Origin of the sequence: Shewanella saliphila (assembly GCF_014648295.1) — a bacterium.
In the GTDB taxonomy this organism is placed as follows: Bacteria; Pseudomonadota; Gammaproteobacteria; order Enterobacterales; family Shewanellaceae; genus Shewanella; species Shewanella saliphila.
The window spans coordinates 41,194-63,649 of record NZ_BMQV01000003.1 but is presented as its reverse complement, the minus strand read 5'-3'; the positions used below and the strand labels follow the sequence as shown (position 1 = coordinate 63,649).

The following is a 22,456-nucleotide window of genomic DNA, read 5'->3' as shown; positions in this document are numbered from 1 at the left end:
AATCTGGCGTTTTTTTTTATAAAAGCCTGTAAAAAAACGCTAAACGAGCAAATTTAATCCTAAAAAGCGCAAAACTGACGCTTTATTATGCGGTTTATTGCCCGACCTCACGCCAATAAATGATCCGATCATGGCCTCGATAGCGCCCAAAAAAAGCACTCGCTCTTGGGTCATATAATACGCTTGGGCTTGTGTCGTCCCAATTCCAATACCACTTGAGCCAATCATCAACTTGTAATGGCGCTGTCACTTGACCACGATATGCATCAGAGCCTGTGTTTTGCCATAATAAAGTGAGTTGACCAGCACTCACCGTACTGCCGCCATCACTGCGTATGACCGTTTGATTTGACGCCAATACTGGATCGTAAACTTCTGTGCCATCAAGAGGATCGATGACTTGGCTACAACTGTCGCTGGTATTGATTATCCAGCCTGTACCATTCCAATATTGGGCATAGGTTGGCATGCGTAATATTTCAGTTTCTGGGCCAAAGGTATTGTCCATAACGATTCGGCCGTGACGAAAATCTTGTGTCGATATCTGTTTTGCATTGCAAGTACCGTTGTCGGCACAAATAGCACTGCTATCTGCACGCATATCCGGCGCGTTAACAAATGAAATGTCTGTGTCGTTATCAGCAACCTGCACACCAATATCTAATTGACCAAAAGGCCCATCAACACCTGGTGCAAGGGTGCGGCTCAGATTCGCTTGATACGTGAGACCCACACTCGCCTCACCTAAACTCCATGAACTCGCATCAATAGGTAAAGTGCTTAAGCGGCTGCTTAAATCAACGCCATCATTAAGATTCTCTCCCACTAAACTGGCTGTGGCTTTAGCAAAAGCGCCCTGATAGTTTTGGGTAATATTTGCCGCAATATTGTAAGCCGTTAAGGTTAATATTAAATCAAAAGGTTGATCCATATAGGTAAAAGTACCACAACTTGGCAACACGCTGGAACTGGTAACGGCAAAGCTGTCAGGTACAAAGCGGCCGATATTGACTGATTCAGCAAGCGGAATATCGTAAAAGCTCGAACCCAAATACGTGCTTACTGGGTTAGCCGTAAACTTAAATACGCCGACCTCGGTTACCGATTGAGTCACCGTATTACTGTTAGTGGTTTGTGCAACATGGTCATATTCAGTATTGCCAACCTCACCTAACACACCGCCCGATGGCGCAACCAATTGATGCCCTAAAACAATGTCATCATGGGCATAATTGGGGGTATTGATGTTATCGCAATAGTCAGTATCCGCGTCAGACTGCCAGGCTTTACCTTGAATGATTAAATCAAACGTCTCGCCCGCTTTTTTGTATACATCACAATCGCTGTTACCCGCAGAGCACTCAGCGACGCTGTCTTTAGGTGTGATGCATAACCCCACGGGAAAGCTCACAAATGAGTCAGAACCTAACATCACCAATCCGGCTTCATCGTCAGTACCTGTGTATTGAACATCGAGTTGCATATTGCCTGCATCAGGATAGTTAACATCAATATTCGCCGTACCTGTTGAGTCAAAATCTAACGCTATGGTGGTGCCAGTTGAGCTTTGTTTGCCCACAGTCGTGTCATTCACGGTAACGGATTGGCCATTGATTGGCGTTGTAGGCTCCAGATAAGTACTCCAAAAACTGACATCTTTGCTCGTGTCAGCAAATGTAGGCACGCATTGTAAGGTTTCATCTGAGGTTTTAACGGCACTGATTGAAATATTGCCCGTGGTTTTGTTTGCTAGCTTGTCTGGCACATCAAAAATAAAACCACTGTCGGCAAAGGCTAAATCACAGTTTGCAGCCGTTGCAGAGCTACCATTAATTCGGCAAAGCGTCTCACTAAACGCTTTAGTACTCGGCGTTGAACCAGAAACCCCCAAAGTAACCGTGCCAACGGTGTTATGTCTTAATTGTAAATCTGCTTTTTCCCCACCAGAGAATTTCACCACATTACCACCAACCCATCCACCATTAGTCACGCTTGCAGGTGTTAGCGTTGCGGTAACATAGTCATCAACCGTCTCAGTACACTCTGCATTAGCACAAGCTTTAATGGATAGTGTTTTGGGGGTACATGTCAATCCGCCACCTGAATACGAATACTCAAAATGATCAATTTGCACACCGATGGGACTTGAATTTAATGCACATATTTCAACATTATCAATTTCATGAATATTCGTTGAGCCACCAGTAGAACCTGTTAATGACAATAAAAAATTCTCAGGTAAAGCGGCTTGACTATCGAAAGAAGCGGCGTCAAATTCAGAAATAATTTCCACAAAGCCATCACCAGTATCACGCTCAACTTTCACTAACGATTGACTGGCAACTTGTGAGTCAACAGTAATACGATAACGGTGGGCAGGTGAGGTATTATTGTCATCAACGGTTGGCGATAAGCAACTACCAGTATTGGTTGTACCGTCATTACACGAACCATGTAAATAAGGATATCCTGTTGTACCAGAACCAGACCCCCGAATAGCAACTGACTGTTGACGACGCCCAGGGCCACCAGAGCCACCTTCTCTAGAAAAGTTACCGAATTCGTCTATACCAAAACCTAACCAGCCACCAGCAAAACCATCTTGATTTGAGCGAGCACCATATCCTAATGGCCCGCCATAAGCCCCCGCTTGAGGTGTAATAGTGCTATCTGATAACACAAAAGCAATACCATCTGCTCCACTTCCCCCATAAGCATAATGATCGAATTCGATGGTGACGAAATTGTCTGCTGCAGGGAATAATCGTTGGTAAGTTGATGAAGTAGCTTGACTTGTCGCCGCTTGAGTCACTTGTAAACGATTACTCACAATAGATGGAGTAAAACCACCTCGACTATTCGAAACAATCCAATCATCCCCAAGATCTGTGCGGTCAAAATTATCCGTAAAACATTGGAATACAGGAGACTCAATGCTTTCAAAAGCAACGAAACTGTAATTCTCCCAACGATGATTACGGTCATTATCTTTATAAGTATCTTCATCAACGACCATACTTACCGTGTCGTTAGTTAGCTTACAACGGCGGAGCCAGCCACCATCGCCCCCTAAGCGACTATTCTTACCTGCGACCAATGTAGGAGTGTCAGTAAAGCCTTCTAACGTTGTGGTGATTCCACATTGATATTCAATATCTTTGGTGCCACTAGCAGTAAACGTTTGCGCTTGGCCAAAATGATAATTTGTATCAACACCATTCAATATCATGGTGCCGCTAGCCGCGGTTAACGATAAATAACCAATGGTTTCATTTACAATTTGATTATTGTTTAAATCTCCTGGCAGACATTGATTATTACTTCGATTGTAAACTTCAGACGTATCTAACCCGAGTTGAATCCCGGTACTCGTAGTCTCTGATGTACTGGTAAACCAACAATCATTATTTTGAGTTTGTATTTGGTTTAGCACCACATTTTGAGTCGAAGGCAAAGTCACTGGTGTGTAAGGATCACTATTACCAAAGATGGCTTGATCATAATCAACCGAACCAGCAATTAATGTGATGTCATCGGTTAGATCATATGTACCCGCAGTCACCGCTATCCAGTGTACCTCTGGCATATTCTCGGACGCAACATAACGATTATTAGTGGATGTAGGCTCGTTTTGTGACCAAGTGAAACCTTGTGCCGATACACTCGTAAGGAATACTGATGCAGGGCCATCACTGTTATCGTCTTCGATGGTCGGCATTAAGAAAATTAACGGGGTGACATCATCAGGGAAAGCACTGTCAAACGTAATGCTAGTGGCCGTCGCTTTACCATATTGAATATGGAACTCTGTCTCTGTTGGTGTGGTGTCAGTGACTGAGGATGTCGTATTCATCTCAAGGTAACGTGACGATACTCGTCCCTTAATAGCAGAGCTACCGTTTAATTTTAACCTTTCATTACTGTAAATATTTGCAGTAACATCAGATGTGCCAGTCAAGTTTATATTGTTGTAACCAATTATTTTTAGATCGAACAAAGCAGCTGCATTAACGGTCGTGCTATTCAAATTAATATCATTCTTAACGAAAATTCTTACATCACCATTTAATACAACATTAGAATTACTATTAAGGGTTAAGGATTCAATAAAGTAATCCCCTTCACTGAGCACTAATGTGGCACCACTACCTATCGCTATCGATGTAAAGCGATATTCAGAAAGGCTTGTCGACATAGTTAAAGTGCAAGCTGAATATAAACTCACACTATTAAATTGGCTATTTCCATCTTCCCCTAAAGTGAAACTATCATTTGTATTACAGTAGCCAATGCTTCCACCAACACCAGAGCTTGTCTTAAATGCGTTGTCTCCGGTTAAATCGAGTCCAATTAAATCAATACCCGTTACTGTACAGGTACCATTCACCCCTAATGAATCATTACAGCTGTCACTTGGGATACTAGAGCTATTAAGGGAGCAAAAGGATAAAACACCACCGACGACACCATTAATTTTGGCACTGTTATAAAGCGTTAGTTGTGGATCTGTAATGCCAGCACAAGCTAAGGGATCTGGACTGCCATATTGGTGATGGCCTTGTGCAACATTAGCCCAAGTGGCTGACTCATCGATAACACCAAAAGCAAAAGTGTTGCTTGCACAAAACAATACACTCAATGCAACCCAAGCTTTTTGTAGTCGTTTAATTCCCACGCGCTTCTACCTCCACTTGGCGACTCACTCGCAAACACGTTGAACTGCTCGAGTCTCCGGCACAATCACCCGTTTCGCATACCGCTAAACTATTAATTCTATATTGAGTCACGCCACTGACACTGGCAGTATTACAGCTAATGCTCACGCTACAACTATGAAATCCAACCGCGTTACTCGGTGGCGTCCAAGTTGAAGCCACATCGCTACACGTTGCAGCACTGCCATCGAGCGGAAATAGCTGTGCTAAAGCGGCATCAGCGCCACTGTTAGCACTAAACAATGCTCGAGTACCCCATACTTCCATATTCACCGACTCATCAGCATCGCCAACGATGCGGATTAAACTGGCTGCAATAACAAACATCACCGTAATCACAAAAATACCGATGATTAATGCGCTGCCGCGTTGAGAATGTTGAGCGAACTGATACTTAGGGAACATTCATCACCTGCACTTGATGTTGATATTGAAACGTCTCACCATTAACCGCAAACAGTGGCTGTAAATGCACAATGGCGTTAGTCACTAAGGTTGCCGGTGTTAAAATAATTGCAGGATTGGTACTTAAGTTATTCGCTACATTTTGGGCCATTAACACCCCTGAACCCATTGTTGTTGGCGTGGGTTGAGTGGCCTGATAACCATAGTTTTGATAAAGCCGCAATTCAACCGAACTCGCAGAGGTAACAAAGCAATAGCTTAACGGGCTATCGGCAACATATAAACGCATTAATGGTGAAGCCTCAGTAAATCGCACCGATTGGGTCAAGGTGATGGTTAATAAGTCGCTCGCTTCAGCCACACTTTGCACTGTAAATCGTTTTGCCGTTGTTCCTTGAGAGTTATATACCTCAGCATTGGTTAACGGATAAATCAGCGTAGATTGCCCTGCACTAATCGGCCTAATACTTTTGATCGCGGTAAGGCTATTTCGCGCAGTCTCAGGTACAAACGGCGCGTCAAGGTATGAGGTACTGGCTGAAATGGGCAGTAATTCAATGCATTGATAACTGCCATCTGTGGCATTAAGCACTCGGATACTGTTAGGCACCGCACGACGAATGTCTCTGGTCATGCGCTCTATTCCAAAGCGGCTCTGACTCAACACCTGATCGACCGCACTGGATTCAACAAAAATACGGGTACCAAAAATCACAAAACTACTGATGCCAACAATCACAATGCCCAAAATCAAAATCACAGTCACCATTTCAATTAAGGTAAATCCAGCTGTTTTTGCTTGTGAGTATCGCGCCATTAGTAGTTACTCCTTACCGTTTGGTAAGTAATCACTTCATTACTGGGTGTAGTGACATCGACAGTAATCAGTTTTGCAGCTTGCGTAGTATCAAGATAACTCACCGTAACGGCTAATTTAAAGCCTGAGTATGCCTGCGCATAGGTTTGGCTAGAGTCGAGCATATTGCTGGTTTCATTCAGCCCGTGGTAATCGTCAACATCATTAAACGCATCACGGCTTTCACCGTCATTACCCATTGATGTCGAACATGTTAACCCAGCGCCAGAATTACAGGCTGGGACACCGCCATTGGCATTGGTGTTTTGATCATAACGTTTACCCCAAATCTCATTCATTACCGAATGAGCAAGCTCTGCCGATCTCACTCTTTGTAAGGTAGCCGATGCTTTATCTGCTTGGGGGAATAGCATGCTGGTCAACATAACGATTGCAACGCCAATGACCATCATGCCAATCACTAATTCGATTAAGGTAAAACCCTTAGTGCGCAGAGTGTGATGACGTTGAAGCTTATTGAGCATAAATATACCCCTCAGACTCCACCGCGATAGCTAAGGTTTCATCTGCCACCGCATTAAAGCAATGGCCAGAACACGCAGGAGAAATCATTCGCCCAAGGCTGTCAAACGTAATTGAAAACACCTGGCTAGCATCACTGGCTAGGGTGATATAAGCATTGGCACTAAAGCTTTGGGGCTGCTCCTCACGAAACACATCGCTGCAACTGTTGCCAATGCGGTCATTAAAGTAACGCAAGGTATAACCACTGGCGCTGACATCGAGTTGATAACATTGATCGGTATTTTGAATGGCTTTTAACTGTACGTGTCTTAACTCGCTAATAAACTCATTACGCAGGGTGTAAGCACTGTAGGATGAAGCAGAAAATAGGCGCGGTAACACCGCCACGGCAATAATACCAATCAAGATAATGGTGGTAACTAATTCAACCAGGGTAAAACCAAGTTGAACCTTGCGCTGCTGACTCACGTAGATGGTACCCTCTATTTCACCGCTAAACATTTTGACACTAAGTCGAACTAAACCATAAGAGTGTCAGAGACTTATACTAGCTGATTCAGTATGGCAAAAACAGTCAATATTGTCTGCTTATTTGTGTATTAGCCTGGTTAGCCATTGAAGTAAAGGCTGATTTTTATTGATACAAACTCAAAAAAAAACCTGCCGAAGCAGGTTTTAGTAATTAGAGAATATATTAGCAATTATCAGGATTTGTTTCTGCTACATATTTTGGTAGCACTGTAGCGCTTGAAGCTTCTGTATACGTCAACTTACATGCGTCTGGCGCACCTACTTGCCAAATAGTAGCGACTCCGCTATCAACAAAGATTGTCCAATCAGCACCATTGTCTGTTGCAACAGTAGAATCTTCATCGCTAGTACCTACATTGAAAGTAACATCCAACGCATTTTCTAGCTCAGCTTGAAGACCTTGTAGATATCCATATTGAGTCACAGCATTCGTGCCTGTTCCTAGATCAACAGATGGAGAATCTGCTTTAGCTGTTTTCTCTTCACCCGCTAAAGCCGCTTTCGAATAAACAAGGGTATTCGCACCTTGAATTGCCGCTTTCATACCACTTAACGCAGAAACACGTGCATCGCCTTGTAAGTTAATAAACTTAGGTGCTGCTGTTACCGCTAAAATGCCGAGAATAATGATCACAACCACTAATTCGATTAATGTAAAACCTTGTTGCTTTTGCATATAAAAATACCTCTATTAATATAAATCTCTATCCATTGATGAATGGATCAATCGATTGGGTGGTTAATAAATTAGTTGTTGCTAAAAGCAACGACTTGTCCAGTACCTGGGTTGTATGTCACGCCTTTAGCACCGTCAGTCGTTAAATCTGGTGTTGGTGTAGCCACACCACTTGTTTGATCTAAAGCTAATGAGGCGACTTGATGATATACACATACATCAAGGTTGTTTACGGTTGCACCATCAATACTGGTTGATGATCCACCCGCGCCATCTTGAACACTCACGGTATAACGTACATCGCTTGCATCTTGAGTCACAAATACGTTTCTTGGCGCATTTTGTAATACCGAGTCAAACACTTCTTGGCATCGAGTAGTGTTCATCGCTGTTGCACTTGTATTGGTTGTGCCTGTTGGGAAACCAAAACGCGAGTCTAAAGAGATGGTTGTGCCATCGAGAACCACACTCGTGTTACGACGACCATCGACTTCCCACTGTGCACGCACAAAGCTTACTGCTGTCGCTAAACCACCTGCAACACCATCTACGCTTGCGTCTTCTGCATCGTCAGTTACATTTAAAAAGCGAGGAATAGCGGTTGCCGCTAATAATCCCAAAATCACAATCACAATGACCAACTCGATTAATGAAAAACCTTGTTGTTTAACTTTCATAATACCTCACTCATTTAAATGTATTTGCAACAAAAATAACACTCTTGTTGCTAATCTTGTTGCTAATCTTTTTGCTAGTCTTTTTACTAATAGTGCTGCCATAACTTGTCAGATATTAGCAGCTTATTAAAATTTTAACACCTAGGGTAGACTTTTTTACTACTCAGCCGCTAAATAAATGATTCTGCCGGTTTGTAACTGGTAGCTTAGACTGGCTTGATTGGCAGAAGTAAAACGACAAACTTTATCTTCTGCTTGATAAACCACCGTTAACCCTAGCTCATTTACGTCTATTGCCAGCAATTGCTGCCATAGCTGCCTACAACCGTTTTCATCATAGGTTTCAACCAAAGGCCAACCGTTTGATGACAATTGAATCCAATTATTAGTGCCGACTAACTCAGCGTCGGTATTGTCTATTTGCGCTGAAGCATCCAATCGTCCATTTTTTGACGATTCCGCATTATAATTGGGCTTATCTTGTGCCTGCACATTTGGTGCCATATCGTACCAAGACAATAACATCTTGTTCGGTCTTCCTGAAGCTAACCATTGGCTGCGTACCATAGCTAAGACATTTAAAAGTCGATTATGTTCAAAGGCCAAGCCTTGGCTAGTTAAATTTGGCGCAGTGTTGACATAGCGGCCACCTAAGATGCCCACCAAAATAATCAACACCACGATTGCTATCACCTTGCCATAGACTTTAAGTAAGTCATCATCGGCTTTTTGCTGACTTAACATACTGTTACCCAATAAGCCAAAGGCCCTGTAATTTAACCACCTTTAACCACTTTTAGCATGTCCCACATAGGTAGATAGATGCCTAGCGCAAGAATAAGTACGATAACCGCGACAAATCCGATTAAAATAGGCTCTAATTTTGCGGTAAGATTTTTTAAGTCGTAGTCGACTTCACCCTCATAAAAATCGGCCGCATCATTTAATAGCTGATCGATTTGACCGGTTTCTTCACCAACAGCCACCATTTGCAACACTAAAGGCGTAAACAAATGGCTACTATTTGAAACCCTTAGCATCGACTCACCAGATTCAATACCACGGCGCATACCCACAATTTTGTCATGCATATAAGCGTTATCAACTGCATCAGCAACCAAACTTAATGCTTGAGTCATTGGCACGCCAGCACTGAGCATCATGGAAAAGCTTCGGCAATAACGCGACAAAGTAGATCGCTCAATGATCGATCCCACCACAGGAATATGTAACTTCCATAAATCCCATTGCTTTTGGCCTTTATCGGTATGGTGCCAATAACGGACCCCGACAATGACCCCAATTAATACCACCAGCATATGCGGCCAATAATTAACAAATAGATTAGAAGTGCTGATGAGGATTTTAGTGGCCCAGGGTAAATCGGCCCCAAAGCGCGAAAACATATCAGCAAATTTGGGGATCACCATAATATTGAGGATCACCATCGCGATGGTAATCGCAATAAGAACGAAGACAGGGTAACGCATTGCCGCTTTAATACGGCGGCGAGTTTCTTGCTCGCGCTCAATATAATGCGACAACTGAATAAATGCATCTTCCAATTTACCGGTGTTTTCACCCACATGGATCATCGATACAAACAACGAATCAAACACATCGGGGTGTTGGTTCATCGCTGAAGATAAAGGTCTGCCCGAGGTTAACTGCTCAGAGATATCATCTAACGCCTGTTTCATTCGGTGTGAATGTGTGGTCTCAGACAAGCCTGCAATGGCGCGTAAAATTGGAATACCTGAACGCGTTAACGAGTACATTTGCCGGGTAAAAATTTGCAACTCTTCTAATGAGACTCGGTTCTGAAACAATGCCATTGAAAACGATTGTTTAGTCTTAACCTCATTTAGCTCTAACGGGATAATGCCGCGCGACAATAATAAATCTGCCGCAGCGCTTTCATCGGCTGACTCCACTTGAGCAGTCACCGCCTTTCCCTGAGCATTACGCCCTCGATATTGATACGTTGGCATCGTTATGCCCCAAGGCCTGATTGACTAGTAATATCAACTGATAAAGCAACAGCTGACTCGCTGACATCTTCAACTAATTTGGCGACTTCTTCTAACGTGGTGGTGCCTTGAAATAAATACTCCATGGCCGACTGCGCTAACGGAATAAAGTTTGGGCTGCGCAATGCGGCGCGGGCAAAGTCTTGCGGGTTACCGGTTCGCATGGCGTCGATCATGTTTTCATCGAGCTCTAATATTTCAAAAATACCAATTCGGCCACGATAACCAGAACCATTACAGGTTTGACAACCACTGCCCACTTTAAAGGTTGCAGTTGTCATGTCTTTTTGGGTCACACTCTCAAGCCAGCTGCGCTCTGATGCATTAGGCTGGTACGCCACGGCGCAGTTTTGACATACACGGCGAACCAATCGCTGCGCAATAATCACTCTAAGTGCGCTGGCAACTAAATAGCTGGCAGCCCCCATGTCGAGTAATCTCAAAGCACTGGTTACGGCGTCATTAGTATGCAGTGTTGATAACACAAAGTGACCGGTTAACGCACCTCGTAAACCAATTTCAACCGTTTCTTGGTCACGCATCTCCCCCACCATGATGATATCGGGATCTTGACGCAAAGTGGTACGCAACACATTGGAAAAGTTTAAACCAATTTTATGATTAACTTGTACCTGGTTAATACGCGGTAATTGATATTCCACCGGGTCTTCAACGGTAATGATCTTTCTGTCGGGCGTGTTTAACTCGCTAAGAATACCGTACAGCGTTGTGGTTTTACCGCTACCCGTAGGTCCTGTCACCAATAACATTCCGTGAGGGCGCTTAATTTGTTTACGGATCCGCGCCACAATATGCGGAGGCATACCGGTTTCATCTAAGGTGCGCAGTCCAGTGGTTTGGTCTAACAAACGCATTACCACTGATTCGCCATGGTAAATGGGCATGGTCGACATACGCACATCGATTTTATGACCTTTAATTTCAATATGAAAACGGCCATCTTGCGGCATACGTTTTTCAGAAATATCTAAACCAGCCATTAACTTAAGGCGCAATACCAGGGCGGCAGCAATATTGACTTCACCAAGGGTATTTTCGTGCAACTGACCATCAATACGCTGGCGAATACGCAATACTTTTTCACCCGGCTCGATATGAATATCCGACGCACGCATTTGCACCGCATCTTCAAAAATAGACTGTAATAACTTAACCACCGTGGTTTCATTATCACTGTCGCCTTCTGTTAAGCCATTAAGGTCGAACATGTCATCAGCGGCATATTCTTCTTCAAGCTTGCCGGCAATTTCGGCAATTTGCCCTGTACGGCGATATAAGTTATCAAACGCATCTAATAATTGTTGCTCGGGCGCCACCGCAAGCATCAATTGCTTAGGAGCGACCAAGATTTCTAAATTATCAATGGCTTGCAAATCAGCAGGGTCACTCATGGCAATCAGCACATGGTCAGGACCGCTTTCAACCACTAAGGCACGATAACGGCGTGCTTGCACCTCAGGTAAAATATTAACCACTTCGGCAGGGATTGGCCGACGACTAATGTCCAAATAAGGTAAATTTAGCTGCTGAGACAAAAACTTGAGCAGTTGAACTTCGGTAATGTATTTTAAGTCGATTAACGTACGACCCAGTTTTTTACCACTGTTACGCTGCTCGGTCAGCGCCTGTTGCAATTGCGCTTCGCTAATAATCAGCTCTTGTACTAGAAGGTCACCTAAGCGCATCTTCAATTTAGGTTTCATCGTGTTTCTCCTAGCTGAGCTAATCTGTTTTCAATAAAGTCCATCGCTGAGGTTGATAATCCTTCATAACTTAATGCAGAGCGATAAGCCTGAGCCGCTGGAATATATTTTTGTTGGGAATCTAATGCATAACCCAGGCCCATCCACCAGCGCGCTTGCGTCGATTCGGCTTGTAATAATTGACGATACGCTTGTTCAGCTAACACAAAATCTTGTGTATTTTGGGCTAACTCAGTTTGCGCAACCCACTTGTCACGCGCCCAACTAGAATTGTCGGGGATCATCGCTAAGGTTGTTTGGGCACTATCAAAGGATTTTGTTTCAGTTTGAAGTCGCGACAAAATCACATAAAACTCCCACTCTTGCGGAAACATACTAATACCACTTTCTAACAAGCGCATAGCGGTTGTGGTGTTGTTTTGTCCGTAATAAATCGCCACCAGTTGCTTACGCGCTTTGTGTAAGCTCGGCTGCAATATAATGGCTTCTAAATAAAAACTGGCGGCTTCTTCTAACCGTTGTGCATTTTCAGCATCGGTTGCCTTGCGGTATTGTAACTGCGCCATTTCGGCTTTGCTGATCACCACCTCTTTTACCGTCATAGCATTTGAAGACGATGAGGTTTGCGCTATTTTAGGGCTGCTTTGAGGTGCGTTAACCGGCGAGACTACCGGTTGAACCGTAGGCGTGTCTTTCGCCACGATAAGTGTTTCAACCACCTTGGCAACCTGAATAACATCTTCTGTAGTGGGTTGGCTTGTCGCCGCTAATATTAGCTTGGCATCATCGGTACTGGTTGTTTGCTCAATGGGTTCTTGAGCCTGAATAGAGGCCGTTGCTGGCGCTAACGCTGCTGTTGAAGGTGTATCAGCAGAAGTACCTTCTGCACGTGGTGAAGCATTATCGGGCTCAGCATTATCACTCACGCTCGATTGTTGCTTGGCGAGTAACGTAGTGTTATTGCTGGGTTCGACATCAGTGCTTTGTGGCTCAACGTCGCGAGTAATTTGAGTTGCTGTGTCGTCGGTTATTGTTAATGGCTCATCTGCATTATTAGCCATCAATGGCGATTCAGCTGTAGGCGCAGTTTGTTGATACATTGACACCCCATACCAAACGGCTGGGATAAATAAAAGCACACACACCACAGTAACAAGTAAAGGCAAACGAGATTTTTCGGTAGGATAATATTGAACTTGCGGACGAACAAACTCGCCCTTCGGCTGAGAAGGTGCATTTTCAGGCGCTGATGTTTCGAGCTCTGGTTGCTCAGCCCCTGGTTGTTGGCGCTGCTCTAAATCGCGCAGCATTTTTATTATCACACTCATTAATGCTCACTTATCCGTGTTAACCAATCACCGCTGACATCCGTTAATCCTATCGTTAGCATGAGTACTAATATCATGATAATAACTAGCATGCTTGAACGTGAAAAGCCTGACCGCTCAGTTAAATTTATATCTTCAGTGTCTCTAATTGCTGCACGGCAATGCTTGGTTTGTACTTTTTGAGCGCCTTCGCCATAACACAACAATAAACTTTTGTGGGCTAAGATGTTCACCAACCGAGGGATCCCCCTAGCCGCTTTCGCCAACAACTTAATATCACTCACGCTAAATAACTGAGGGCCCTGATAACCTGCAGTGACTAATCGATATTGAATATAGGCCTGAATTTCATCCCAACTCAATGGCCGTAAATGGTAACTAAAGGTAATTCGCTGACGTAGCTGCCTAAATTTAGCTTGAGCCAATCGCTCATCTAACTCTTGCTGACCAAATAACACCACTTGTAACAACTTACGGCTTTCGGTTTCTAAGTTGGTAAAGAGTCGTAATGCTTCAATACTGTCGTCGGGTAATGCTTGCGCTTCATCCAGCACTAACAAGACATGAAACCCTTGATGATTTAGCTCCAGTAACCGCTCATGGATCAGTCGTGTTAATTGCTGTTGATCGATTTTATTAGGTAAATTTAGTCCTAATTCGCCGGCCACAGCAAAACGTAATTCTTTGGGAGACAAATAAGGGTTAGGTAAATAGGCACAATGATATTGAGCAGGTAAATCATTAAGTAGTTTGCGACATATTAATGTTTTACCTGTGCCTACCTCGCCAGTCACCTTAATAAAACCTTCGCCCGTTTCTAAAGCGGTTTGCAACACTTGCAAGGCCTCTACATGGGGAGCTAACCCAAAAAAGAAGCTTGTGTTAGGGGTGAGCGTAAATGGTAACTGCCCCATACCAAAGTGCTGCAAATACATAATGAATTAAGTTCCGTTATTGGCCATCATTAGTTAGATGGGTACCAACGCTCAATTAATTCTTGTGAGCGCTTTAACTCATCTCGCCATGTATTCGCGCCAACCACTGTAGGTTTAAGTAAAATAATTAATTCTGTTTTTTGTTTAGATTTAGTGCGGCTGGTGAATGCCTGTCCTAAAAATGGAATGTCACCCAATAAAGGCACTTTCGATTCGGTTTCAATGTTTTCGCTCTTCATTAAACCACCAATAACAACGACATCACCTGATGCTGCACGAATAATGGTGTCAGACTCACGAATTTCACTTTGCGCGAGAGGCAGCTCTAATGTTGAATCACTGATTTCAATGGTTTTGGTTTGTTCTTCAACATCGATCACCGACGGATGAACATGCAAAAGCACATTGCCGTTTTCATCAATTTGTGGAGTTACATCAAGCGCAATACCAGAGAAAAACGGAGTCAGCTCGACATCTGGAGTCGTTACGGTTGTGGTAGAAGACACTGTAGTTGTCGACACATCAGTCACAAAATACTCGTCAGTACCGACTTTAATCACCGCTTTTTGGTTGTTAGATGCTGTAACACGTGGGCTCGATAATACATCTACATCGCCTTGGGTATCGAGTAAGCTAATCATAGTACTAAAATCTGTACCCTCAACATTTATCGATGTCACTCCGCCGATAATCGATGAAATCGTATTACTTAAACCTTGTCCAGATGAGGTACTAAAGTCGATATTAGTATTGCCAGTATGGCCTAAGACATTTTCCCATTGAATACCTTGTTGATAATCATCAGATAACGTCACTTCTAAAATTTTAGCCTCGAGGATCACTTGGCGTTGTAAATGGCTTTCTGCTGTTTTCAAGAAACTGCGAACCTGGCGTAATTCATTAGGGTAAGCCCGAATCGTCACTAACCCGGCCTGAGGGGTAACAACCACCTGACGCCCGCCTCCCGTCTCACCAATAATTGACACTAATGTTGATTGCAGCTCCCCCCAAAAATCAGTTTTGGTGGTTGAACTGATGAAAGTACCGTTGGTGTTTTCACTATTACTTGAATTGTTATTACTGCTACTTGAACTACTGCTTGAGCTATTGCTGCTATTACTACTGCTATTTGAGTTGTCGTTATCATCCGAAATGCGGCCTGAGCTCACTGACGTTAACGATAAGCCTTCGCGTTGCATATACAGGTAGTTTAATGGAATAGTTTCAGTGCGCATGCCTGAAGGGAACACTCTTAAGATGCGCCCTTGACGGCTGACTTCATAACCATAAATGTCTTCTACAACCTGTAACGCTTCAGACAAAGTAACCGCTTTTAACGATAATGAAATCGTGCCGGTGACATCCGGATGAACAGCAACACTCAGCGGTGAATCTTTTACAAGACTCGGGAAAAACACTCTGGCTTCAACATCATTAGCTGACACATCAAAACGGCGCTCTGCTGGTAACGCTCTTGCTGCCCCTAATACATTATTACTATTTAACTCACGCTGAACTTCTGCAGGCATCGTTGCTGGCGGTGGCGTTGTATTGGCATTAGTTTGCGCTTGTTGGATTGATTCCGACAATGTGGATTTAGCGTTTTGTGGCTCAGGTCGGTCTGTCGTTTGACAAGCAATCAAGCACAGTGACATCAGAGGGGTAACATATTTAATTACTTTCATTTTTATTCTAATCCTATCGCTCTGTTATCGACTGAAAAAGCTGAAGCTTTCTGCCATCTGACAAAGTTACATTATCCTGACCGATTGAAGATACGGTTAATCCATTGTTGACCTTACCACCCACAGCCACAATTTTATTATTGATGACGGCATAAGCATGCTGACCATTGACAATACTATTGAGTACCAAGCTTTGTTGAGAAATATTTTGGGGCGTAACAACGGCATACCCTTGACCCGGTAATGTTGGGTCACGCAAGCTTTGCGCATTGACACTTGCCGCTAACAATAGACTCGTTGCAACAAAAGCCAATGCCATAGAGTTAATTCTGTTTAGCAACACTAATAAAGTCCTTATTCACACTAAGTGTGTAAAGTTCTAGTTCAACTAACGCTTTTGGGTGAGTCTCGACACGATAATCCATGCGCTTCCAATACAGTTTGTCGGGCATGTTTTCAACCGCAGAAACAAAATCTAAAATAGCAAAATAATCACCTTGTAAAACCAGCTTAATACCATGGCTATATAAGTTAACCTGGCTATTGTCGCCCATGTTTAATAACGGGGTCGGCTCAATGGAAGCAAAAGATTTCAGGGTCACACCTTTAACATTACCCAGTAAATTAGCGAGCACCGTCGGCATATAATCCGCTGGCACCATATCAACCATTTGCGCGTCTAATTCTGCATCAATAGCTGACATTTGCTCGCTGACTAACTGCAAACGTTGTTGGTAATCTTTATCAGGGTCTAACTGCAAACGTTGCTGGTATAAGTCAATTTGTTGCAGTGATATGTCGTTTTCTTGCTGTAATCCATTCAATTGGTTTTGTGTCGATTGCTGTTGCTTCCAAATTGACTCTAATGGTAAATACAGCAGCATCCCAATCACCACGATACTGGCAAGAGAGATTAATAACCGCTCGCGCTGACTGAGTTGGTTAAATTTTTCTGACCAGATAGCCCATTGTTGCTTCATTGTGAGGGCTCCATATCTGAAGGTTTGCTCGTAAGTTTGAACATTAATGGCTGAGTATCACCGCGGTCCATGGTCATTGCCGAAAAAGCATATCCTTTTAAGGTGACGGTATTTTTTAGCTTATCAATCCATAATGGGATACTTTGCGGTGTGCGACCAAACCCTTCAAACTGAATACGTTGAGGGGCATTATCTTGTTGCTCAATACTAATATGACTCAACCATACGTTGGCATCTGCCACTGCAGCTAAGTCTGTTAATAAAGGGGAGTAACCTTGGCTAATTAGGTTTTTGCGCTGACTCAGCTCATCTTTTAAACGCTGTTTAAGTGCTAAACGTTGTTCTTCTAATTCGACTTGGTCGGCTAAGGCGGTATTGGGTTTACGTGCAGCAATTTGAGCTTCTAATTGCTTTTTTTCAGCATTTAATTGAGTTTTTTTATTATTCGCTTGCTGCTGTAAGGTCTGTAACTCGCTTTGTTGCCATAAGGCAAAACCATAAAAACCAATACTGACAACAACCAACAACACTAACACCTGCACTAAGCGTGATAACGTCAATCGCTGCTTTTGTGGTAATAAATCGGCGCTGTATAAATTTATGCTAGTTTTTATCACGCTTCACCTCGCGCTATTTCTTGCAACGCTAGTTGAGCTAATAAACCGCTAACCCCATCATGATTGACTGCGTTTACTGTTTGATTAAAATTAGCAGCCACTAACTTGGCTAGCGAGGGGCTGTCACCATCAGAGGCAATGGTAATTGAAGCCACTGGCGCCTGGCGTAGCTGACTTTCAAAATAATCCATTGAACGTTGGATTTCTAAGCTTAAGTTATCAGCAATACTGTTTTGTAACTCTTGGAATGTTGCCTTGTTCAGTTGGTTAAAGCCACGGACACGGCGCTGCATTAACACCTCTCCCGCTTTAACCGCCATGAGTAGCAACTCTTCTTGTGGAGCATGTGCAACGAGCATATGTGCCATGCTGTCATTAGGCAATATATGACGCAGCACTAACTCTTCGACTGTGATCCCTGCAATGCTGAAACCACTCTCTTCGCATGCCGCAACCAATTGCATCAGTAAATCACGACTGGTAACAACAACACTGACTTTAGCGCTAGGAGTGAGACTTGATTCAAAATAGTCTAAGTGAATATTGGCGACTGGCTCTGACACCATGTCTTTCACTGCCCAAATTAATGCCTGGGCAATTTCAGAGGATTCAACACTGGGTTTGTCGGCTTGTAGCATTTGGTAATTCGAAAAAGACAGTACTAGTTGCAAGTTAGCTTTGCCACACAGAGCTTTAAGCTCCTCAAATGCTTGCTTCCAATCATGCTTGATTATGGGTATTTGTTTAACAACTTGAGTCGACTCGGCAGTTTCGTCATAACAAACCCACAATGCATTGTCGGTAATAAATACACCAACATCTCCTGCTGTTTGGGATGATTGCCAAAAGGCCAATTTACTCAAAAAACCATTGCTCATTACGCGTCCCATGCACACTAAAGTGATCACTATTTTAGGTTATTGGCTTTAAATATGATGAAGAAACAAATAAGTCTGTTTAGCCTCAAAAAAACCATTAATAAAGATACTTGTTAGTATTGCCCCGTTTAATTTTATGACTTTTTAGCCGGATCGTTGCCAAGATTAAACTCCTGATACAACACACGGCTAATGTTTTAATTTTGTTAGCAATTACAATATAGCATACCTCGTTAAAATAGAATGCAATTGCATTGTAAACAAGGGCTATTCACTCAAAACCACGTAAATAGGCTATTTTTCAAGCTTCCGCCTCTGTAATTTGGGCTAAATACTCACCTTGAGCAGCACTTACCCCTAAAATCTTTAAGGTTTGCCATTCTTCAAAACTCTCCACACCTTCAGCAATGACCTTCACTTCTGCCCGATAGAGCCCACCAATTAAACTGCGAATAAACAATTGATTCTCCGAACGTTGATGCACTTGGCGAACAATTGAGCGATGCAACTTAACTAAATCAAAGTAAAACTCCTGAATATAATGGGTGCCAACTACATGTTGACCGACATGATCCACAGCGAGTTTTGCCCCCATTTTGCGTAACATATCAAGTGATTTCACTAAAGCGGTGTTTTTTTGATGTTTGACGATAATGTCTTCGGACACTTCAAAAATAAGTCGCGCCGCTAGCGGTCGGTGCTCTAACAGAGTTGACTGTATCCAGCGCACAAAAGCGCGGCTCACTAAGGTATCTAAACTGAGATTAATGCAATAGGTGGCATCATTTTGTGGCATTAGGGAAAATAACACTTGTTCGAGTATTTGCCGTTCTATCTGTGGCATTAAGCCACACTTGTTTGCCATTGGGATAAATAAAGTGGCGCGTACATCCTTGCCTTGATGATCGCGTGCACGGCTGAAAACCTCATAATGTAAAATGCTGTTATCACTGTCGACAACCGCCTGCTGTAAAGTAAAAAAACGTTTACTGACAAGTGCGTTTTCTAAAAAGCTGCGCCAACGAACTGAGCCTTTTGCAATTTCTTCATCGACAGAGCCCTTATCATACATAAACCAGTTGTTGACCTGCTGTAACTGCGCTGCACGAAGGGCCATTTCGGCTTCATCGATCAATTGCACCTGCAAATCACCGGCTTTAAAAAATGCACTCCCTAGGTGTAAAAAGTTTTCTGGATTACCTATGCCATAAAAAGGTAAGGCTAAGCAGGTTTTCAGCACTCGCTGCGCCAACTGATCAGCCTCTGCTAACGAGAGCTGGGGCACCACTATCACGAGTTGCTGGTAGCTTCTTCTGGCAAAAATACTGTCTTCGTATTGTGCGAGTACCGCGGTGATGGCTTCTGTTGTTAGGGTTAGCATCGCGGTTAAATCGCTCTCACCCAATTTATCTTCAACTAAGTCAACATCGTCAAACTCGATCAACATAAGCACCCCGTGGGCAATCATTTTTTGATTATGACTTAATGCATCTAGACGGTTTTGAAAAAAGATACCGTTGCCAATTTGAGTTTGTTTATCTAAAAATGTGTCTTTACGAATAAATTGGTCTAAGCGGCCACGTTCTTTATGAGCATCATCTAAATCGGTAAGGAGTTTAGTCAACGCTCGGTTAATCAAACGAGGTTTGCCATTGGTTGGCACCTGCGCAGCTTGGGTTAGATTACCCTCTAAAATTAACTTGCTGCGCTGAGCAAGCTGTTCAATACCATCGAGTTCGCGCGAATACCAACGATGGCCGAAACGCACAAACAGGCCAATGGCAATAAAGCCGATGAGTAAAATAATGACTTCTGACCAACCTAAATGATATAGAACAAATGGCGCAGGCAAGGTTAACGACAAACTTAAACCATGATCTAACTGACGTTGATAAAGGGTTAAGCTGCTCTTGGGCAAGATAGGTTTGTCTTTATGGAGTTGATATATAACTTGTTTATCGTGGGTCAATGTAAAATCGATGGCATTATACGCTGACAATAAAGGCGGCAACCAGGTGGCAAGCTGACTATTACCGTGTTGCTTATGATGCGCGACCAACATGGTTTCTAATTCGGTCACTTTTTGCTGCTGAAAGCTGTAAGTGAGCTGGATAAAACTCATCACTGCGCTCAGAAGAAACACAAACGCGACGGCAGCTAACGACAGTAACCAAAAGCTTGTGAGTTTTTTTGTAAGGATCTTAGTGAGTTGCATTTATCCGCTATCCTGCTGGATTTATTCTTATGGTCTAGCCCAATTAAATCCGTATCAGTATAACGATTGTGCTCTATAAGTTCACTAATCGTTTATCTACAAACCCAATCACATTATTTATTATTACCCGTCGCCAATCGTTAGATAATACAAAGGGGCTTAAGCCCCTTTGTATTACATCGTCAATATGCCAGAAAACTTTACACGTTATATTCTGTCGGTAACGTGGTGATTTTGGCTACACCTGAGTCAATTGCGGCTTGCGATACCGCGCGAGCGACATTAGGCAATAACCTCGGATCCATTGGTTTAGGTAACACATATTCAGCACCGAAGCTCAAAGAACTCACTTTAGGGTACGCCGCTAATACCTCTTCAGGTACCGGCTCTTTAGCTAAATTGGCAATGGCATATACCGCTGCTAATTTCATTTCATCGTTAATCACTTGAGCACGCACATCTAATGCGCCTCTAAAAATAAACGGGAAGCACAATACATTATTCACCTGATTTGGGTAATCGCTTCGGCCTGTTCCCATAATCAGATCATTACGAATGGCATGAGCTAATTCAGGTTTAATTTCAGGGTCGGGGTTTGAGCAAGCAAAAATAACCGGATTAGGTGCCATTAATGCAATATCATCCGCAGTTAATAAATCTGCACCCGACAAACCTAAAAACACATCAGCGTCTTTGATCACATCTTGCAAAGTGCGCTTGTCAGTATTGTTAGCAAATAGTGCTTTGTATTCATTTAAATCTTCACGGCGAGTATGAATAACCCCTTGTCTGTCGAGCATATAAACATTTTCGCGCAAAGCACCACACTTAACAAACATGCTCATACATGCAATCGCTGCCGCTCCGGCACCTAAACAAACAAATACTGCATCATCAATTTTTTTGCCTTGGATTTCTAATGCATTGATCATACCTGCAGCGGTCACAATGGCAGTACCATGCTGATCATCATGAAACACAGGGATGTTACAACGTTTAATTAATTCACGCTCAATTTCAAAACACTCAGGCGCTTTAATATCTTCTAAATTGATGCCACCAAATGTGTCGGCGATGGCTTCCACGGTATTAATGAAATCTTCAGTTGTACGGTGCTTAACTTCAATGTCAATTGAATCAATATTGGCAAAACGCTTAAATAAAAGTGACTTACCTTCCATAACAGGTTTTGATGCCAAAGGGCCTAAATTACCTAAGCCTAAAATGGCAGTTCCGTTAGAAATCACAGCAACAGTGTTGCCTTTATTGGTATAGCGATAAGCATTTTCAGGGTTAGAAGCAATCTCTCTTACCGGCTCTGCAACACCCGGGCTATAGGCGAGTGCTAGGTCATGGCTAGATTGGGCAGGTTTAGTTAGGCAAACGGCCGTTTTACCTGGTACTGGGAATTCATGATAATCGAGTGCTTGTTGACGAATATCCGACATTTTATATTTCCTGAAATGCGCTATGTAGTAAAATTGTGACTCGCGCCTCAAATATCTTGATTATGCTAAGTCATCGAAAGTTTTGTAACGATACGCTATTACAGAGGCGATAGAAATCAAAAACTCTGCCATAGGATGTGTTGGACGCTGTAAAAGGGGCTAAGTTTTGTTAATCAAAATAAGCGAACATGAATATATATAAATCAAAGAGTTAAAAATGTAGGAAAATAACAAGATTTACCGATCATAAAGCGTTTTCCCCGCATTATT

At 43.0% G+C, this 22,456-nt stretch carries 19 protein-coding genes; all 19 read right to left on the bottom strand.

The genetic code is table 11. The features are described from left to right. Positions 1–94: 94 nt before the first annotated feature. The 19 genes from IEY48_RS02845 to IEY48_RS02755 all read right to left on the bottom strand — a co-directional run bounded on the left by IEY48_RS02845 (position 95) and on the right by IEY48_RS02755 (position 22,186). Complete coding sequence (locus IEY48_RS02845; protein WP_188917047.1) at positions 95–4,675, bottom strand: DUF6701 domain-containing protein; 4,581 nt, start codon at positions 4,673–4,675, stop codon at positions 95–97. After that, positions 4,665–5,120 carry an MSHA biogenesis protein MshP gene (locus tag IEY48_RS02840; RefSeq protein WP_188917045.1) on the bottom strand — a complete coding sequence of 152 codons (456 nt, stop codon included), beginning with the start codon at positions 5,118–5,120 and terminating at the stop codon, positions 4,665–4,667. Before IEY48_RS02840 ends, IEY48_RS02845 begins: the two co-directional genes overlap by 11 nt. Continuing rightward, positions 5,110–5,937: a PilW family protein gene (locus tag IEY48_RS02835; RefSeq protein WP_188917044.1), complete on the bottom strand. Its 828-nt coding sequence runs from the start codon at positions 5,935–5,937 to the stop codon at positions 5,110–5,112. The genes IEY48_RS02840 and IEY48_RS02835 overlap by 11 nt, the downstream gene beginning before the upstream one ends. Beyond that, positions 5,937–6,461 (bottom strand): type IV pilus modification PilV family protein, encoded by a 525-nt coding sequence (locus IEY48_RS02830; protein ID WP_188917042.1) that lies wholly within the window; start codon positions 6,459–6,461, stop codon positions 5,937–5,939. Before IEY48_RS02830 ends, IEY48_RS02835 begins: the two co-directional genes overlap by 1 nt. Continuing rightward, positions 6,451–6,963: a type II secretion system protein gene (locus IEY48_RS02825; RefSeq protein WP_188917040.1), complete on the bottom strand. Its 513-nt coding sequence runs from the start codon at positions 6,961–6,963 to the stop codon at positions 6,451–6,453. The genes IEY48_RS02830 and IEY48_RS02825 overlap by 11 nt, the downstream gene beginning before the upstream one ends. 193 nt (positions 6,964–7,156) lie before the next feature. Beyond that, a complete protein-coding gene (locus IEY48_RS02820; RefSeq protein WP_188917038.1) occupies positions 7,157–7,669 on the bottom strand; it encodes a type II secretion system protein in 513 nt (170 codons plus the stop codon). A gap of 71 nt (positions 7,670–7,740) precedes the next feature. Then, complete coding sequence (locus tag IEY48_RS02815) at positions 7,741–8,346, bottom strand: pilin (RefSeq protein ID WP_188917036.1); 606 nt, start codon at positions 8,344–8,346, stop codon at positions 7,741–7,743. Between the two features lie 159 nt (positions 8,347–8,505). Next, a complete protein-coding gene (locus IEY48_RS02810; protein WP_188917034.1) occupies positions 8,506–9,090 on the bottom strand; it encodes a hypothetical protein in 585 nt (194 codons plus the stop codon). Between the two features lie 32 nt (positions 9,091–9,122). Further along, on the bottom strand, positions 9,123–10,337 hold the full coding sequence (locus tag IEY48_RS02805; RefSeq protein ID WP_188917032.1) for a type II secretion system F family protein: 1,215 nt from the start codon (positions 10,335–10,337) through the stop codon (positions 9,123–9,125). Positions 10,338–10,339: 2 nt separating this feature from the next. After that, a complete protein-coding gene (locus IEY48_RS02800; protein WP_188917029.1) occupies positions 10,340–12,100 on the bottom strand; it encodes a GspE/PulE family protein in 1,761 nt (586 codons plus the stop codon). Then, positions 12,097–13,428, bottom strand: coding sequence for a tetratricopeptide repeat protein (locus IEY48_RS02795; RefSeq protein ID WP_188917028.1), 1,332 nt, complete (start codon positions 13,426–13,428; stop codon positions 12,097–12,099). Before IEY48_RS02795 ends, IEY48_RS02800 begins: the two co-directional genes overlap by 4 nt. Next, positions 13,428–14,363: an ExeA family protein gene (locus IEY48_RS02790; protein WP_188917026.1), complete on the bottom strand. Its 936-nt coding sequence runs from the start codon at positions 14,361–14,363 to the stop codon at positions 13,428–13,430. Before IEY48_RS02790 ends, IEY48_RS02795 begins: the two co-directional genes overlap by 1 nt. Before the next feature lie 29 nt (positions 14,364–14,392). Continuing rightward, positions 14,393–16,048 carry a pilus (MSHA type) biogenesis protein MshL gene (gene mshL, locus IEY48_RS02785; protein ID WP_188917024.1) on the bottom strand — a complete coding sequence of 552 codons (1,656 nt, stop codon included), beginning with the start codon at positions 16,046–16,048 and terminating at the stop codon, positions 14,393–14,395. A gap of 13 nt (positions 16,049–16,061) precedes the next feature. Further along, positions 16,062–16,367, bottom strand: a complete 306-nt coding sequence (locus IEY48_RS02780; protein WP_188917187.1) for an MSHA biogenesis protein MshK — start codon at positions 16,365–16,367, stop codon at positions 16,062–16,064. A 4-nt stretch (positions 16,368–16,371) separates the two neighbouring features. Further along, positions 16,372–17,028: an MSHA biogenesis protein MshJ gene (locus IEY48_RS02775; protein WP_188917022.1), complete on the bottom strand. Its 657-nt coding sequence runs from the start codon at positions 17,026–17,028 to the stop codon at positions 16,372–16,374. Beyond that, positions 17,025–17,645 (bottom strand): PilN family protein, encoded by a 621-nt coding sequence (locus tag IEY48_RS02770; protein WP_188917020.1) that lies wholly within the window; start codon positions 17,643–17,645, stop codon positions 17,025–17,027. The genes IEY48_RS02775 and IEY48_RS02770 overlap by 4 nt, the downstream gene beginning before the upstream one ends. Next, positions 17,642–18,523: a biogenesis protein MshI gene (locus tag IEY48_RS02765; protein WP_188917018.1), complete on the bottom strand. Its 882-nt coding sequence runs from the start codon at positions 18,521–18,523 to the stop codon at positions 17,642–17,644. Before IEY48_RS02765 ends, IEY48_RS02770 begins: the two co-directional genes overlap by 4 nt. Before the next feature lie 301 nt (positions 18,524–18,824). Then, complete coding sequence (gene csrD, locus IEY48_RS02760) at positions 18,825–20,738, bottom strand: RNase E specificity factor CsrD (protein WP_188917015.1); 1,914 nt, start codon at positions 20,736–20,738, stop codon at positions 18,825–18,827. A gap of 200 nt (positions 20,739–20,938) precedes the next feature. Further along, on the bottom strand, positions 20,939–22,186 hold the full coding sequence (locus IEY48_RS02755; RefSeq protein ID WP_188917013.1) for a malic enzyme-like NAD(P)-binding protein: 1,248 nt from the start codon (positions 22,184–22,186) through the stop codon (positions 20,939–20,941). Positions 22,187–22,456: the final 270 nt, after the last annotated feature.

What these genes read in the sequence shown, in the direction of transcription:
- IEY48_RS02820 (WP_188917038.1), bottom strand. Translation starts at nt 7,669, where the DNA reads ATGCAAAAGCAACAAGGTTTTACATTAATCGAATTAGTGGTTGTGATC.
- IEY48_RS02780 (WP_188917187.1), bottom strand. Translation starts at nt 16,367, where the DNA reads ATGGCATTGGCTTTTGTTGCAACGAGTCTATTGTTAGCGGCAAGTGTC.
- IEY48_RS02840 (WP_188917045.1), bottom strand. Translation starts at nt 5,120, where the DNA reads ATGTTCCCTAAGTATCAGTTCGCTCAACATTCTCAACGCGGCAGCGCA.
- csrD (WP_188917015.1), bottom strand. Translation starts at nt 20,738, where the DNA reads ATGCAACTCACTAAGATCCTTACAAAAAAACTCACAAGCTTTTGGTTA.
- IEY48_RS02790 (WP_188917026.1), bottom strand. Translation starts at nt 14,363, where the DNA reads ATGTATTTGCAGCACTTTGGTATGGGGCAGTTACCATTTACGCTCACC.
- IEY48_RS02835 (WP_188917044.1), bottom strand. Translation starts at nt 5,937, where the DNA reads ATGGCGCGATACTCACAAGCAAAAACAGCTGGATTTACCTTAATTGAA.
- IEY48_RS02830 (WP_188917042.1), bottom strand. Translation starts at nt 6,461, where the DNA reads ATGCTCAATAAGCTTCAACGTCATCACACTCTGCGCACTAAGGGTTTT.
- IEY48_RS02810 (WP_188917034.1), bottom strand. Translation starts at nt 9,090, where the DNA reads ATGTTAAGTCAGCAAAAAGCCGATGATGACTTACTTAAAGTCTATGGC.
- IEY48_RS02825 (WP_188917040.1), bottom strand. Translation starts at nt 6,963, where the DNA reads ATGTTTAGCGGTGAAATAGAGGGTACCATCTACGTGAGTCAGCAGCGC.
- IEY48_RS02815 (WP_188917036.1), bottom strand. Translation starts at nt 8,346, where the DNA reads ATGAAAGTTAAACAACAAGGTTTTTCATTAATCGAGTTGGTCATTGTG.
- mshL (WP_188917024.1), bottom strand. Translation starts at nt 16,048, where the DNA reads ATGAAAGTAATTAAATATGTTACCCCTCTGATGTCACTGTGCTTGATT.
- IEY48_RS02775 (WP_188917022.1), bottom strand. Translation starts at nt 17,028, where the DNA reads ATGAAGCAACAATGGGCTATCTGGTCAGAAAAATTTAACCAACTCAGT.
- IEY48_RS02795 (WP_188917028.1), bottom strand. Translation starts at nt 13,428, where the DNA reads ATGAGTGTGATAATAAAAATGCTGCGCGATTTAGAGCAGCGCCAACAA.
- IEY48_RS02755 (WP_188917013.1), bottom strand. Translation starts at nt 22,186, where the DNA reads ATGTCGGATATTCGTCAACAAGCACTCGATTATCATGAATTCCCAGTA.
- IEY48_RS02765 (WP_188917018.1), bottom strand. Translation starts at nt 18,523, where the DNA reads ATGAGCAATGGTTTTTTGAGTAAATTGGCCTTTTGGCAATCATCCCAA.
- IEY48_RS02800 (WP_188917029.1), bottom strand. Translation starts at nt 12,100, where the DNA reads ATGAAACCTAAATTGAAGATGCGCTTAGGTGACCTTCTAGTACAAGAG.
- IEY48_RS02805 (WP_188917032.1), bottom strand. Translation starts at nt 10,337, where the DNA reads ATGCCAACGTATCAATATCGAGGGCGTAATGCTCAGGGAAAGGCGGTG.